General features: G+C 49.0%; 16 protein-coding genes. 15 read left to right on the forward strand and 1 reads right to left on the reverse strand.

Annotated elements, in window-relative coordinates; all coding sequences use genetic code 11:
* From msrQ to fis, 10 genes are all read left to right on the forward strand, one after another.
* Window positions 1–600, forward strand: a complete 600-nt coding sequence (gene msrQ, locus GBAG_RS18305) for a protein-methionine-sulfoxide reductase heme-binding subunit MsrQ (protein ID WP_034498912.1) — start codon at window positions 1–3, stop codon at window positions 598–600.
* A 232-nt stretch (window positions 601–832) separates the two neighbouring features.
* Window positions 833–1285 (forward strand): type II 3-dehydroquinate dehydratase, encoded by a 453-nt coding sequence (gene aroQ / locus GBAG_RS18310; RefSeq protein ID WP_034498914.1) that lies wholly within the window; start codon window positions 833–835, stop codon window positions 1283–1285.
* A 21-nt stretch (window positions 1286–1306) separates the two neighbouring features.
* Complete coding sequence (gene accB / locus GBAG_RS18315) at window positions 1307–1780, forward strand: acetyl-CoA carboxylase biotin carboxyl carrier protein (protein WP_034498916.1); 474 nt, start codon at window positions 1307–1309, stop codon at window positions 1778–1780.
* Window positions 1781–1790: 10 nt separating this feature from the next.
* On the forward strand, window positions 1791–3137 hold the full coding sequence (accC, locus tag GBAG_RS18320) for an acetyl-CoA carboxylase biotin carboxylase subunit (RefSeq protein ID WP_034498918.1): 1347 nt from the start codon (window positions 1791–1793) through the stop codon (window positions 3135–3137).
* Window positions 3138–3253: 116 nt separating this feature from the next.
* Window positions 3254–3496 carry a YhdT family protein gene (locus GBAG_RS18325; RefSeq protein ID WP_034498920.1) on the forward strand — a complete coding sequence of 81 codons (243 nt, stop codon included), beginning with the start codon at window positions 3254–3256 and terminating at the stop codon, window positions 3494–3496.
* Window positions 3486–4940 carry a sodium/pantothenate symporter gene (panF, locus tag GBAG_RS18330; RefSeq protein ID WP_034498922.1) on the forward strand — a complete coding sequence of 485 codons (1455 nt, stop codon included), beginning with the start codon at window positions 3486–3488 and terminating at the stop codon, window positions 4938–4940. The genes GBAG_RS18325 and panF overlap by 11 nt, the downstream gene beginning before the upstream one ends.
* Window positions 4941–4951: 11 nt before the next feature.
* Entirely contained in the window at window positions 4952–5833 is an 882-nt protein-coding gene (prmA, locus tag GBAG_RS18335) for a 50S ribosomal protein L11 methyltransferase (RefSeq protein ID WP_034498923.1), read from the forward strand.
* A 168-nt stretch (window positions 5834–6001) separates the two neighbouring features.
* A complete protein-coding gene (locus GBAG_RS18340; protein ID WP_034498924.1) occupies window positions 6002–6742 on the forward strand; it encodes a carbonic anhydrase in 741 nt (246 codons plus the stop codon).
* Between the two features lie 374 nt (window positions 6743–7116).
* Window positions 7117–8082 (forward strand): tRNA dihydrouridine synthase DusB, encoded by a 966-nt coding sequence (gene dusB / locus GBAG_RS18345; RefSeq protein ID WP_034498926.1) that lies wholly within the window; start codon window positions 7117–7119, stop codon window positions 8080–8082.
* Window positions 8083–8107: 25 nt separating this feature from the next.
* Entirely contained in the window at window positions 8108–8404 is a 297-nt protein-coding gene (gene fis, locus GBAG_RS18350) for a DNA-binding transcriptional regulator Fis (RefSeq protein ID WP_003855228.1), read from the forward strand.
* Between the two features lie 89 nt (window positions 8405–8493).
* Here the strand turns inward: fis and GBAG_RS18355 are convergent, their stop codons facing one another.
* Window positions 8494–8817 (reverse strand): DUF1889 family protein, encoded by a 324-nt coding sequence (locus GBAG_RS18355; protein ID WP_072011214.1) that lies wholly within the window; start codon window positions 8815–8817, stop codon window positions 8494–8496.
* Window positions 8818–9298: 481 nt separating this feature from the next.
* Between GBAG_RS18355 and GBAG_RS18360 the strand changes: the two genes are divergently transcribed.
* The 5 genes from GBAG_RS18360 to GBAG_RS18380 all read left to right on the forward strand — a co-directional run bounded on the left by GBAG_RS18360 (window position 9299) and on the right by GBAG_RS18380 (window position 14180).
* Window positions 9299–9520: a hypothetical protein gene (locus GBAG_RS18360; protein ID WP_034498932.1), complete on the forward strand. Its 222-nt coding sequence runs from the start codon at window positions 9299–9301 to the stop codon at window positions 9518–9520.
* A 504-nt stretch (window positions 9521–10024) separates the two neighbouring features.
* On the forward strand, window positions 10025–11050 hold the full coding sequence (locus GBAG_RS18365) for an amino acid ABC transporter substrate-binding protein (RefSeq protein WP_034498933.1): 1026 nt from the start codon (window positions 10025–10027) through the stop codon (window positions 11048–11050).
* 69 nt (window positions 11051–11119) lie between these two features.
* Window positions 11120–12301 (forward strand): amino acid ABC transporter permease, encoded by a 1182-nt coding sequence (locus tag GBAG_RS18370; protein WP_034498935.1) that lies wholly within the window; start codon window positions 11120–11122, stop codon window positions 12299–12301.
* A gap of 9 nt (window positions 12302–12310) precedes the next feature.
* On the forward strand, window positions 12311–13411 hold the full coding sequence (locus GBAG_RS18375; RefSeq protein ID WP_034498937.1) for an amino acid ABC transporter permease: 1101 nt from the start codon (window positions 12311–12313) through the stop codon (window positions 13409–13411).
* Window positions 13412–13421: 10 nt separating this feature from the next.
* The gene (locus tag GBAG_RS18380; RefSeq protein ID WP_034498941.1) at window positions 13422–14180 is read left to right on the forward strand and encodes an amino acid ABC transporter ATP-binding protein; all 759 of its coding nucleotides are present in this window, start codon (window positions 13422–13424) and stop codon (window positions 14178–14180) included.
* Window positions 14181–14252: the final 72 nt, after the last annotated feature.

The following is a 14252-nucleotide window of genomic DNA, read 5'->3' on the forward strand; positions in this document are numbered from 1 at the left end:
GTGAGACTCACGGCGAAGCAAATTACCTGGCTTAAAGTGGTGCTGCATCTCGCCGCCTTCTTGCCGTTCTTGTGGCTATTTTATGCGGCAAGCCAGGGGCTTTTAAGCGCCGATCCGGCAAAAGATATCCAACATTTTACTGGCAGAATGGCACTAAAATTGTTGCTGGCAACGCTCCTGGTCACACCGCTGGCCCGCTACGGAAAACAACCGCTACTGATTCGCACCCGTCGCCTGTTGGGATTATGGTGCTTTGCCTGGGCGACGCTTCATTTAATCAGTTACGCGATGCTGGAGTTGGGCATTAGCAATTTGTCGCTGCTTGGAAGAGAACTGGTGACGCGCCCGTATTTAACTTTAGGAATAATCAGTTGGTTAGTGCTGTTATCATTGGCGGCAACGTCGACCCAATCATTGCAACGAAAGTTAGGTCCGCGCTGGCAAAAACTGCACAACCTCGTCTATCTTGTCGCTATCCTCGCACCTGTTCATTATCTTTGGTCGGTGAAGGTTATTTCCCCGCAACCACTGCTGTATGCTCTGGGCGCATTCATTCTGCTGGCCTTGCGCTACAAGAAATTCAGACAGTGGCGGCGATAACTCCAGATATGTGCTCATCCGTGCAAAAAAGTGATCAACCCGTCCATGAAAAAGGATATGAGTTGATCATCTTCCCTGATAAGACCAGTATTTAGCTGCCAATTGCTACGAAATCGTTATAATGTGCGACTTTGGTTTTTCTGACAGGCCATTTTCTGGCTCTGAAGGTGACAACCGAGCAACTTAGGTATATTTTGTAAAATACCTACAAATTGCAGGAGATGGCAGCACGATGTCGGCTAATTTTCACATTTTGCTTTTGAACGGTCCGAATCTTAACATGCTGGGTACACGTGAGCCTGAGAAGTACGGCACGCTGACTTTAGCTCAAATTGTTAACTCGCTCGAAGACGAAGCGAAAACGTTAAATGTCTCGTTCAGCCACCTGCAATCTAATGCGGAATATGAGTTGATCGACCGAATTCATCAGGCTAAAGACACTGTCGATTTTATTCTGATTAATCCGGCCGCGTTTACGCATACGAGCGTTGCGCTGCGTGATGCCTTGCTGGCCGTGGATATCCCGTTTATCGAGATCCACCTCAGTAATGTTCATGCACGCGAGCCGTTCCGCCATCATTCGTATCTTTCTGATAAAGCGGTTGGTGTCATCTGCGGATTAGGCGCTGACGGCTATTCATATGCACTACAGACGGCGGTAAAACGCTTGTCAAAATCCATCTAAACAAGAGTACGGAACCCACTCATGGATATTCGTAAGATTAAAAAACTGATCGAGCTGGTTGAAGAATCAGGCATCTCCGAACTGGAAATTTCTGAAGGCGAAGAGTCTGTTCGCATCAGTCGCGCACCGGCAAACGCTGGTTTCCCGATGATGCAACAGGCTTATGCAGCTCCAATGTACCAGCCGCAGCCAACTCTGGCTGGCGCTGTTGCTCCTGCCGCAACACCGGTAATGGAAGCGCCAGCGGCTGCTGAAGTCAGTGGTCACATCGTGCGTTCCCCAATGGTCGGTACTTTCTACCGCACCCCAAGCCCGGATGCTAAATCATTTGTTGAAGTTGGCCAGAAAGTTAACGTTGGCGACACGCTTTGCATCGTTGAAGCGATGAAAATGATGAACCAGATCGAAGCTGATAAAGCCGGTGTGGTGAAAGCCATCCTGGTTGAAAATGGTCAACCGGTTGAATTTGACGAGCCGCTGGTCGTCATCGAGTAACGAGGCGAACATGCTGGATAAAATTGTCATCGCAAACCGTGGCGAGATTGCCCTGCGTATTCTTCGTGCCTGCAAAGAGCTGGGCATCAAGACTGTCGCTGTGCATTCCACTGCGGATCGCGATTTAAAACACGTTTTGCTGGCGGATGAAACCGTTTGTATCGGTCCTGCTCCGTCCGTAAAAAGCTATCTGAATATCCCGGCAATCATCTCTGCGGCAGAAATTACTGGCGCGGTGGCGATTCACCCGGGTTACGGCTTCCTGTCTGAAAACGCCAACTTTGCTGAACAAGTTGAGCGTTCAGGCTTTATCTTCATTGGCCCGCGTGCTGATACTATCCGCCTGATGGGCGATAAAGTTTCTGCAATCAATGCAATGAAGAAAGCTGGCGTACCTTGCGTACCAGGATCTGACGGCCCACTGGACGGCGATATGGATAAAAACCGTGCCCATGCGAAACGCATCGGCTACCCGGTTATTATCAAAGCGTCTGGCGGCGGCGGCGGTCGTGGTATGCGCGTTGTACGTGGCGATGCAGACCTGGAACAATCCATTAATATGACCCGTGCGGAAGCAAAAGCTGCTTTCAACAACGATATGGTCTATATGGAGAAGTACCTCGAAAACCCACGCCACATCGAGATTCAAGTTCTCGCTGATGGTCAGGGTAACGCGATTTATCTGGCTGAACGTGACTGCTCTATGCAGCGTCGTCACCAGAAAGTTGTTGAAGAAGCGCCAGCACCAGGCATCACGCCTGAGCTGCGTAAATTCATCGGTGAGCGCTGCTCTAAAGCGTGTATCGATATCAACTATCGCGGCGCGGGTACTTTCGAGTTCCTGTTCGAAAACGGTGAGTTCTACTTTATCGAGATGAACACCCGTATTCAGGTTGAGCACCCGGTAACAGAAATGATCACCGGCGTTGACTTGATTAAAGAACAGCTTCGCATTGCAGCTGGGCAGCCATTGTCTATCAAGCAAGAAGATGTTCAGGTTCGTGGCCATGCGGTTGAATGCCGTATCAACGCCGAAGACCCGAATACCTTCCTGCCAAGCCCTGGTAAAATTACTCGTTGCCACGTGCCGGGTGGTTTTGGTGTACGTTGGGAATCGCATATCTATTCCGGCTACACCGTTCCTCCATACTACGATTCAATGATCGCGAAGCTCATCTGTTACGGTGAAACTCGTGAAGTGGCGATTGCGCGTATGAAGAACGCCCTGGCGGAACTGATCATAGATGGCATTAAAACCAACGTTGATTTGCAGACCCGCATCATGAACGATGAAAACTTCCAGCACGGTGGGACGAACATCCACTATCTGGAGAAAAAACTGGGTCTTCAGGACTAAGTTTTCTTAAGTAGTTACATCGTTAAAAGGCCGGTTATCCGGCCTTTTTCTTTTTTGATCCTCAATTTGACGCTATGCGTTACAATCGCCGCTTTCCGCCAACTCAAGGGACAATAATGGACGCGCGTTTTGTTCAGGCCCATAAAGAAGCCCGCTGGGCGCTTTGGCTCACCCTTCTCTACCTTGCAGCATGGTTAGTGGCTGCTTACTTACCTGATAACGAAATCGGCCCAACCGGTCTCCCGCACTGGTTTGAAATGGCATGCTTGCTGGTACCGCTGCTGTTTATTTTGCTGTGCTGGGCGATGGTGAAGTTTATCTTCCGTGATATTCCATTGGAGGATGATCATGCAGCTTGAAGTCATTTTGCCGCTAGTGGCGTATTTACTGGTGGTTTTTGGCATTTCTCTGTACGCCATGAAACGCCGCACTACGGGTAATTTCCTCAACGAATATTTCCTCGGCAGCCGTTCGATGGGTGGGTTCGTATTAGCGATGACGCTCACCGCAACCTATATCAGCGCCAGCTCCTTTATTGGCGGGCCAGGAGCGGCTTATAAGTACGGTCTTGGTTGGGTACTACTTGCGATGATTCAGCTCCCGGCGGTGTGGTTATCATTGGGGATTCTGGGTAAAAAGTTTGCCATTCTTGCGCGTCGCTATAATGCCGTAACCCTGAACGACATGCTGTACGCTCGCTACCAAAGCCGTCTGTTGGTATGGCTGGCAAGTATTAGCCTGCTGGTGGCCTTTGTCGGAGCCATGACCGTTCAATTCATCGGCGGTGCGCGTTTACTGGAAACCGCTGCGGGGATTCCTTACGAAACGGGATTGCTGATTTTTGGCATCAGTATCGCCCTTTACACCGCTTTTGGTGGCTTCCGCGCCAGCGTTCTCAACGATGCGATGCAAGGCATGGTGATGCTGATTGGAACGATTTTGCTGTTGGTTGGCATCGTTCACGCGGCAGGTGGCTTGCATAACGCGGTTGATACGCTCCAGCGTATCGATCCGAAACTTGTTTCACCGCAGGGGGCTGATGACATCCTGTCTCCAACTTTTATGACATCGTTCTGGGTACTGGTTTGTTTCGGGGTGATAGGCTTGCCGCACACGGCAGTACGTTGCATCTCTTATAAAGACAGCAAAGCCGTACACCGCGGCATTATTCTCGGCACGATTGTTGTGGCGATTTTGATGTTTGGTATGCATTTGGCGGGTGCGTTAGGCCGTGCAGTGATACCGGATTTGAAAGTACCGGATTTAGTTATCCCAACGTTAATGGTCACAGTTCTACCGCCGTTTGCGGCGGGGATTTTCCTCGCGGCACCGATGGCGGCAATCATGTCGACAATTAATGCCCAATTGCTGCAATCATCCGCTACGATCGTCAAAGATCTTTATCTCAATATGCGCCCGGAGCAAATCCACAACGAGACGCGCCTGAAAAGAATGTCTTCGGTGATCACGCTGATCCTCGGTGTGCTGTTGTTGCTTGCGGCGTGGCGTCCGCCAGAGATGATCATCTGGCTGAATTTACTGGCGTTTGGTGGGCTCGAAGCTGTGTTCCTGTGGCCGCTGGTTTTGGGCCTCTATTGGGAGCGTGCTAATGCAGCCGGCGCACTGAGCGCGATGATTATTGGCGGTGGGCTTTATGCCGTGCTGGCGAGTTTCAAAATCCAGCTATTTGGCTTCCACCCAATTGTGCCATCCTTATTACTAAGTTTGCTGGCGTTCCTGGTAGGCAACCGTTTCGGTCAGCCACTGCCCGCCCCAGCACTCGTTCCAACTACTGATAAATAAAGAGTTTCGCTATGCCATGGATTCAACTGAAAATTAATACCACCGGCGCAACCGCTGAAGAGCTCGGCGATGCACTGATCGAAAGCGGCGCAGTATCCGTGACCTTTCAGGATACCCATGACACACCAGTATTCGAGCCATTACCTGGCGAAACCCGTTTATGGGGCGATACCGATGTGATCGGTTTGTACGACGCTGAAGCTGACATGAACGAAGTGGTCGCCATTCTCGAAAGCTGCCCACTGCTGAGCGTTGGTTTCCACCATAAAATCGAGCAAATCGAAGACAAAGACTGGGAACGTGAATGGATGGATAACTTCCACCCAATGCGTTTTGGCCAGCGCCTGTGGATTTGCCCAAGCTGGCGTGATGTGCCCGATGCCAACGCTGTAAATGTCATGCTCGACCCAGGTCTGGCGTTCGGTACAGGCACGCACCCAACAACGTCGTTGTGCCTTGAGTGGCTTGATAGCTTAGATTTAGCAGGCAAAACCGTGATTGATTTCGGTTGTGGCTCCGGCATTCTTGCCATCGCAGCACTGAAATTGGGTGCAGCGCATGCGATTGGTATCGACATCGATCCACAAGCGATTCAAGCCAGCCGTGACAATGCGGAACGCAACGGTGTTTCTGAGCGTCTGGAACTGTATCTGCCGAAGGACCAACCAGAAGCCATGAGCGCCGACGTAGTGGTCGCTAACATCCTGGCAGGGCCATTACGTGAGTTAGCACCATTAATCAGCGTGCTCCCGGTTCAGGGCGGTTTCCTTGGGCTTTCTGGAGTTCTGGCAAGCCAGGCTGAAAGTGTCTGCGAAGCGTATCAGGATAAATTCACTCTCGACCCTGTTGCTGAAAAAGAAGAATGGTGCCGAATTACCGGCTTCAAACGCTAAGTCCTCTTAAAAGTGGCCAATTGGCCACTTTTGCTGCTGACTTATTCCTAAATGTAACGCCCCCGCCATTTTTGCCCCTGCCTTCTGAAAGCCGAGTTTTATAATGCGCCGTTTCAAATGTGTCAGTTAAACGACGTTATTTAGTAAAATTTATCAGGGAATGAATTAATGAAAACCACTTTGCGCACTCTGGCAGTTCTCACAATGGGAATGCTGCCCGCTTTAGCAATGGCCTCTCACTGGAGTTATGAAGGTGAAGGTTCGCCAGAGCACTGGAGCGAAATCAGCCCAGAGAACCAAATGTGCAAGCAGGGTATGAATCAATCACCAATTGATATCGACAATACGCTTAAAGCGCACGTTAACCCGCTTAAAACCCGCTACGTTGACTCTCCGGCCACCATCATTAACAACGGTCATACGGTGCAGGCAGGTTTTACAGCCAATGCGAAAGATAGCGTGATGATTGATGGCGTCTCTTTCCAGCTCCAGCAGCTCCATTTCCATGCGCCAAGCGAGAACACGCTTCATGGCAAACATTACGATATGGAAATGCATCTGGTGCACAAGAATGCCGACGGGGAACTCGCTGTGGTTGCAGTCATGTTCGAAACCGGAGCGGCAAACAGCGAATTGAGTAAGCTTTGGCAGGCGATGCCAGCGAAGGCAGAAGAGTCTAGCCAACTCACCCAGAAAATCGATATCAACAAACTGTTACCCTCTGACTTGAGCCACTATCGTTTCAGTGGATCGCTGACAACGCCGCCGTGTTCAGAAGGTGTCCGTTGGCTGGTGATGAAACACCCTGTGACGCTGTCTGAGCAACAACTGAAACAATTCACCTCAGTGATGCATCATGATAATAACCGCCCTGTACAGCCTTTACATGGCCGCGTAGTTGTTGAATAGATAGTCTATTAACGGGGTTTTTTACCCCGTTTTCATTTACTTTTCTCCCGCCTGACGTTAGCGTTTTCGTGCAAAAAAACGAGATTTCACTCACATAAAAATGCATAAATTGGTGAACAAAGCAGCAGTTTATAGGGTGATAGCGGTCAAAATTGGTGAAGATTGCCTCCCGGTTTCACAAAAATCAAAAAGAGCATAAATAAACCAAATCAAATTAACTTACTGATAATTATAATTAATTTGTTTTGTCTGTTATTCCATATGCGGATTCATTGATCTACGACAGCTGATTGTTCAAAGTTTGGCCTTTCATCTCAGGCTAAAAATGCGTAATATACGCCGCCTTGCAGGCAAGTATGGTCATTTCTTAACTCATGCGCATTGGACACCACCAGCTCAGGAATCGACTGATTGCAGCACCGATGGCTGGCATTACCGACAGACCATTCAGGACGCTGTGTTACGAGATGGGGGCGGGGCTTACTGTTTCGGAGATGATGTCATCTAACCCAGAAGTTTGGGCGAGCGACAAATCACGTTTACGGATGGTGCACGTGAATGAACCAGGTATTCGCACCGTGCAAATTGCCGGTAGTGATCCTGATGAGATGGCAGAGGCCGCACGCATTAACGTGGCTAATGGCGCCCAGATTATTGATATCAATATGGGATGCCCAGCGAAAAAAGTGAATCGCAAGCTCGCGGGTTCCGCTCTGCTGCAATACCCAAGTCTGGTGAAGTCTATCCTGACGACGGTAATTAACGCAGTTGATGTACCTGTGACGTTGAAGATTCGCACAGGCTGGGATACGGCGCACCGTAACTGTGAAGAGATTGCCCAACTGGCTGAAGACTGTGGCATTCAGGCTCTGACAATTCATGGACGCACCCGCGCCTGTTTATTTCAGGGAGATGCTGAATACGACAGCATTCGGGCAGTTAAGCAGAAAGTTTCCATTCCGGTAATCGCGAATGGTGACATTACTGACCCGCTTAAAGCCAGAGCTGTGCTCGACTACACAGGGGCTGATGCTCTTATGATAGGACGTGCAGCTCAGGGAAGACCCTGGATCTTTCGGGAAATCCAGTATTATCTGGACACTGGAGAGCTGCTTCCTCCCCTGCCTCTGGCAGAGGTGAAGCGCTTACTTTGCGGGCATATTCGCGAACTTCATGACTTTTATGGTCATGCAAAGGGATACCGGATTGCTCGCAAACACGTTTCCTGGTACCTACAGGAACACGCTCCAAATGACCAGTTTCGGCGCACATTCAACGCCATTGAGGATGCAAGCGAACAGCTTGAGGCGTTGGAGGCATACTTCGAAAATCTTGCGTAATTAGAAATAAAGAGCTGACAGAACTATGTTCGAACAACGCGTAAATTCTGACGTACTAACCGTTTCAACCGTTAACTCACAGGATCAGGTTACCCAAAAACCTCTGCGTGACTCCGTGAAACAGGCACTGAAGAACTATTTTGCTCAACTGAATGGTCAAGATGTTAGTGATCTGTATGAGCTGGTATTGGCTGAAGTAGAGCAGCCATTGTTGGACATGGTGATGCAATACACCCGTGGCAACCAAACCCGCGCTGCCCTGATGATGGGCATCAACCGTGGCACGCTGCGTAAGAAATTGAAAAAATACGGCATGAACTGATATTAATCAGTTAAGTTGTTGTTTAAAAAGGCGCTACTCGGCATGGGGAAGCGCCTTTTTTAATTTTGGTGATGCGCGTGTGTAGAAACTCACACTAGCGCTCTGAGTTCTTCCCGCATATAGGAAGAAAAGTATTCAGGGTTTTTAATAACAATACGATTTTCGGACTCAACTTTTTCAGCCCAACCGGCCACCTTTTTCGTGAACTCAGTATTCCATCCCTCCTGATCACCGCGAGCCGTCACATCGGCAGCACTAACCGGTACGCCCAACTCTTTCAGATACTTAAAAATTCCTTTAGTTGTACTTTCGTCCATAGAATCTGGCGTTGATGCGGATGTATTCATACCGCCAATGTAGTCCAATGCTTTTTCAATGACAGTTGGCATATTCTTGTCCTTAAAATTGTCCATGTTTTAAACGAGTCGGTGCATGCACCGACTCCCTCAGTTAACCATATGATTTAAAAGGTTACCATTATGGGTGAGCACCCTTTTAAATAGTTGTGACACACTGAACGCTTCCTGAGGAAATGGTCACTTTTAAATCTGAAAAGTGGTTGCTGCTGGTGCAAGAACGAGCATGGCTGGAAGCGTTGCCTGTTGAATTATAGGCACGCCTTGAGAAGCACTGTGTGAACCACGATAACTTTACTTTGCTATGCCGGATTAAAATCCGAAAATGCTCAAATTCATTTTCTCTCCACATTTATTTGCTTTTGCCCCCTTCTCTCCACTTTGTTTACACAGCACATGAATTGCAATTATTCCCTTCTCTCGCAAGGGTGATGACGGTGATAAAATCACCATATTCACGCCGGTTCAGGTTTGTAGATTTCCCGTAGCCCACAGCGCGAGTTATCCCTCACCGGGGTTTGCTTCAATGAGGTTCCAAATGAAAAAGCTAATTGCTGCTGCGTTGCTTTCAACACTTCTGGCAGGTTGTGCAACCGAGTCACCTTGCGTGCCTGTTTATGATGATCAGGGTCGCCTGGTGCACACCAATACCTGCATGAAAGGGACGACTCAGGATAACTGGGAAACCGCAGGCGCAATCGCCGGTGGTGCCGCTGCGATTGCAGGCTTAACGCTTGGTATCGTTGCATTAACTAAATAAGCATTCCGTTCGAATTACAAAAAGCGCGCCCAATCAGGGCGCGCTTTTTTATTGAGAAAATCCCTCTGCATCTTTTAAGTGCAAGCAAAGATACCCCCTTCCTTTTTAGGTCGCCCCTGCAGCCCTTTTAGCGTGAAACGAATCACTCAGTTTCGTGCTTTTTTGTTTTGTTGCATCAAGAGCCGTGATGCTTCTCACACCCCAGCATTAATAGCACCCAAGCTAATATTAACGTCAGAAACTACTTCTTTTCATATGATCTAAAACTGAAACTTTTTTGTGCTGAAATGTGGCGTAGGTTTCATTTTTGCACCGTTTCAGGGCGCTACGAGCGATTTTTCCTGTCTACACTCAGCTAACTGCGACGCGTGGTACACGCATACCGCGACTCGCAATCTTGGCACTCCCTTTGCTTTAACAAGACTGGCAGATGCCACAGACAGGAAAACGGCGCCACGCAAGCGCCAATACTTATAACGATAATTTCGCCACACAGGATGCATTATGAAAAAGACGCTACTCTCCACTCTGGTCGCAGCCGGTGCATTATTCGCAATCGTCGGCCATGCTCACGCAGGGACCACGTTTGAAGCGGTAAAAAAGAAAGGTTTTGTGCAATGCGGGATTAGCGATGGCCTGCCAGGTTTTTCCTATGCTGATGCCAACGGGAAGTTTACCGGCATTGATGTAGACGTTTGTCGCGGTGTTGCTGCTGCGGTATTTGGGGATGCCTCGAAAGTTAAATACACCCCGCTGACAGCAAAAGAGCGTTTCACCGCCCTCCAGTCTGGCGAAGTGGACATTCTGTCGCGTAATACCACCTGGACGTCCTCTCGTGATGCTGGCATGGGCATGATGTTTACTGGCGTCACTTATTACGATGGTATCGGCTTCCTGACGCACAACAAAGCAGGTCTGAAGAGTGCGAAAGAGCTGGATGGCGCAACAGTTTGTATTCAGGCTGGGACAGACACTGAGTTGAACGTGGCTGACTACTTCAAAGCCAACAACATGAAGTACACCCCAGTGACCTTCGACCGTTCTGATGAATCAGCCAAAGCGCTAGAATCAGGCCGTTGCGATACGCTGGCTTCTGATCAGTCTCAGCTTTACGCCCTCCGTATCAAATTGAGTACGCCAGGCGAGTGGCTCGTTCTTCCTGAAGTCATCTCCAAAGAACCTCTTGGCCCGGTAGTTCGTCGCGGTGATGAAGATTGGTTCTCCATCGTACGCTGGACGCTGTTCGCTATGCTGAATGCCGAAGAAATGGGCGTTGACTCGAAAAACGTCGACCAGATGGCCGCTAACCCGACAACACCCGATATGGCGCATCTGTTAGGCAAAGAAGGCGATTTCGGTAAAGACCTCAAGCTCGATAACAAATGGGCTTATAACATCGTTAAGCAAGTGGGTAACTACGCTGAAATCTTTGAGCATAACGTGGGTTCTGATAGCCCACTAAAGATTAAGCGCGGGCAAAATAATCTGTGGAATAAAGGTGGCATTCAGTACGCACCACCGGTTCGCTAAGCGAGACGTCAAAATGGGCACTGCCGCGGTAGTGCCCAGGGTTTGAGTTCATGTTATTGAGGTTCGCTTATGTCCCATCGCCGCCCACTCCTAAAAGGAGATATCTCCTTTTCAAATCCTGCGGTTCGTGCGTGGCTGTATCAGATTATTGCGGTCATCATAGTCGCTGGCATTGCCATTTACCTGATACACAACACCGTCACCAACCTTAGCAATCGTGGCATTACCTCCGGTTTTGCATTCCTGGATCGCAGCGCAGGCTTCGGTATTGTCCAGCATCTCATTGATTATGAGCAGGGTGATACTTATGGCCGGGTGTTTGTGGTCGGCCTGCTGAATACCCTTTTGGTTTCTGCGTTATGCATCGTGTTTGCTTCATTTATCGGCTTCTTCCTCGGTTTAGCCCGTCTTTCCGATAACTGGCTTCTACGCAAACTTTCTACTTTTTATATCGAGACGTTCCGCAATATCCCTCCTTTATTGCAGATTTTCTTCTGGTATTTTGCAGTACTGCGCAACTTACCCGGCCCCCGTCAGGCGGTTAATGCCTTTGATCTTCTCTTTCTGAGCAACCGTGGGCTTTACATCCCTTCTCCGCAAATAGGTGAAGGAATACTGGCCTTTATTGCTGCTATTGCGGCTGCATTGATCATTTCTGCGGGCCTGTTTCGCTACAACAAAATGCACCAGATAAAAACTGGGCAATTGCGCCGTACATGGCCCTTTGCTTTGTGTTTATTGATATTGCTGCCGATTGCTGCTCAATGGGTTTTCGGCGCGGCACTGCACTGGGATGTCCCAGCTTTACGTGGGTTCAACTTCCGCGGAGGTATGGTGCTTATTCCTGAGCTTGCGGCATTAACTCTCGCATTGTCGGTTTATACCTCCGCTTTTATTGCCGAAATTATTCGTGCCGGAATCCAGTCAGTTCCTTATGGCCAGCACGAAGCGGCGCGCTCATTAGGCATACCTAACCCGGTCACATTGCGCCAGGTCATCATTCCTCAGGCAATGCGCGTCATCATTCCACCGCTTACCAGTCAGTATCTCAATATCGTGAAAAACTCCTCTCTGGCGGCCGCTATTGGCTATCCGGATATGGTTTCTTTATTTGCCGGAACGGTGCTGAATCAGACGGGTCAAGCCATTGAAACTATTGCCATAACGATGTCGGTATATCTGATTATCAGCCTGACAATATCACTCTTGATGAATATCTATAATCGGCGAATAGCCCTGATTGAGCGCTAAGGAACCACGATGACAAAAGTATTGATGTCACATCACACGCGCCCAAAAGCTGTTCGGTCCGGAGCTGTGCAGTGGGCACGCAAGAATCTCTTTTCAAGCTGGTCTAATAGCTTACTGACTATTTTCTGTTTGTGGATGATGTGGGAGCTGATCCCGCCATTGCTAAACTGGACGATTTTCCAGGCGAACTGGATAGGTGATAGCCGTGCTGATTGCACCAAAGAAGGTGCTTGTTGGGTGTTTATCCATGCACGTTTTGGGCAATTTATGTACGGACTTTATCCTCATGATCAACGCTGGCGTATCAACCTGGCGCTTTTGATTGGCCTGGCTTCCATCATTCCTATGTTCTGGAATGCGATGCCGCGCCGGGGGCGTTATATCGCGGTGTGGGCTGTCGTCTATCCATTAGTTGTTTGGGGTTTATTGTACGGTGGGTTTTTAGGGTTGGATCGTGTCGAAACACGTCAGTGGGGAGGGTTAACTTTAACGTTAATCATTGCATCCGTTGGGATCGCCGGAGCATTGCCGCTGGGGATCTTATTGGCATTAGGCCGCCGTTCAACAATGCCTGTCGTCAGAATTTTGTCGGTGGTGTTTATTGAATTCTGGCGCGGTGTGCCGCTAATCACCGTATTGTTTATGTCATCCGTCATGCTGCCGTTATTTCTATCCGAAGGGACAAGCATTGATAAATTGATCCGCGCATTGGTTGGCGTGATTTTGTTCCAGTCGGCCTATGTGGCAGAAGTCGTACGTGGCGGCTTACAGGCGCTACCAAAAGGGCAGTATGAAGCGGCGGAATCTCTGGCGCTAGGATACTGGAAAACACAGGGGCTGGTTATCTTACCTCAAGCCCTAAAAATGGTCATTCCAGGCCTGGTTAATACCATTATCGCCCTATTCAAAGACACCAGTCTGGTGATCATTATTGGCTTGTTTGATCTCTTCAGTAGCGTGCAACAAGCCACGGTTGATCCCGCCTGGCTAGGCATGTCGACCGAAGGATATGTTTTTGCCGCGCTTATCTACTGGATTTTCTGCTTCAGTATGTCGCGCTACAGCCAGCATCTTGAAAAACGTTTTAACACCGGAAGAGCACCGCACTGAGGATGAATAAATGAGCCAAATGACTATGCAACCCGCTGATGCGATGATCATGCTGGAGAATGTTAATAAGTGGTACGGGCAATTTCACGTACTGAAAGATATTAATCTGAAGGTCAAACAAGGTGAACGTATTGTTCTATGCGGCCCTTCCGGTTCAGGTAAATCAACAACAATTCGTTGTATAAACCACCTGGAAGAGCATCAACAAGGGCGTATTGTCGTTGATGGAACCGAGCTGAATGATGATTTGCGCAATATTGAGAAAGTGCGGACTGAGGTTGGCATGGTATTTCAGCACTTTAACCTTTTCCCACATCTGACCGTACTGCAAAACTGCACGCTTGCCCCGATTTGGGTGCGCAAAATGCCCAAGAAAGAGGCCGAAGCACTCGCAATGCATTACCTGGAACGCGTGCGAATTGCCGAGCACGCGCATAAATTCCCAGGACAAATCTCTGGTGGGCAACAGCAGCGCGTGGCGATTGCTCGCTCGTTATGTATGAAGCCCAAGATCATGCTGTTTGATGAACCCACTTCTGCACTCGATCCTGAGATGGTTAAAGAAGTGCTTGATACGATGATTGGCCTGGCAGAATCTGGCATGACGATGTTGTGTGTAACGCACGAAATGGGCTTTGCACGAACGGTAGCTGATAGAGTTATCTTTATGGATCGAGGGGAAATTGTTGAACAAGCGCCCCCCGATGAGTTCTTTGCACATCCGAAGTCAGAGCGCACCAGAGCTTTCTTGTCGCAGGTTATTCATTGATATTCAAAGATAAAGGCCACAATAGTGGCCTTATTTTCCTGACAAAAGTCCATAACAAAAAGGCCATCCTTT

Origin of the sequence: Buttiauxella agrestis ATCC 33320 (assembly GCF_000735355.1) — a bacterium.
In the GTDB taxonomy this organism is placed as follows: Bacteria; Pseudomonadota; Gammaproteobacteria; order Enterobacterales; family Enterobacteriaceae; genus Buttiauxella; species Buttiauxella agrestis.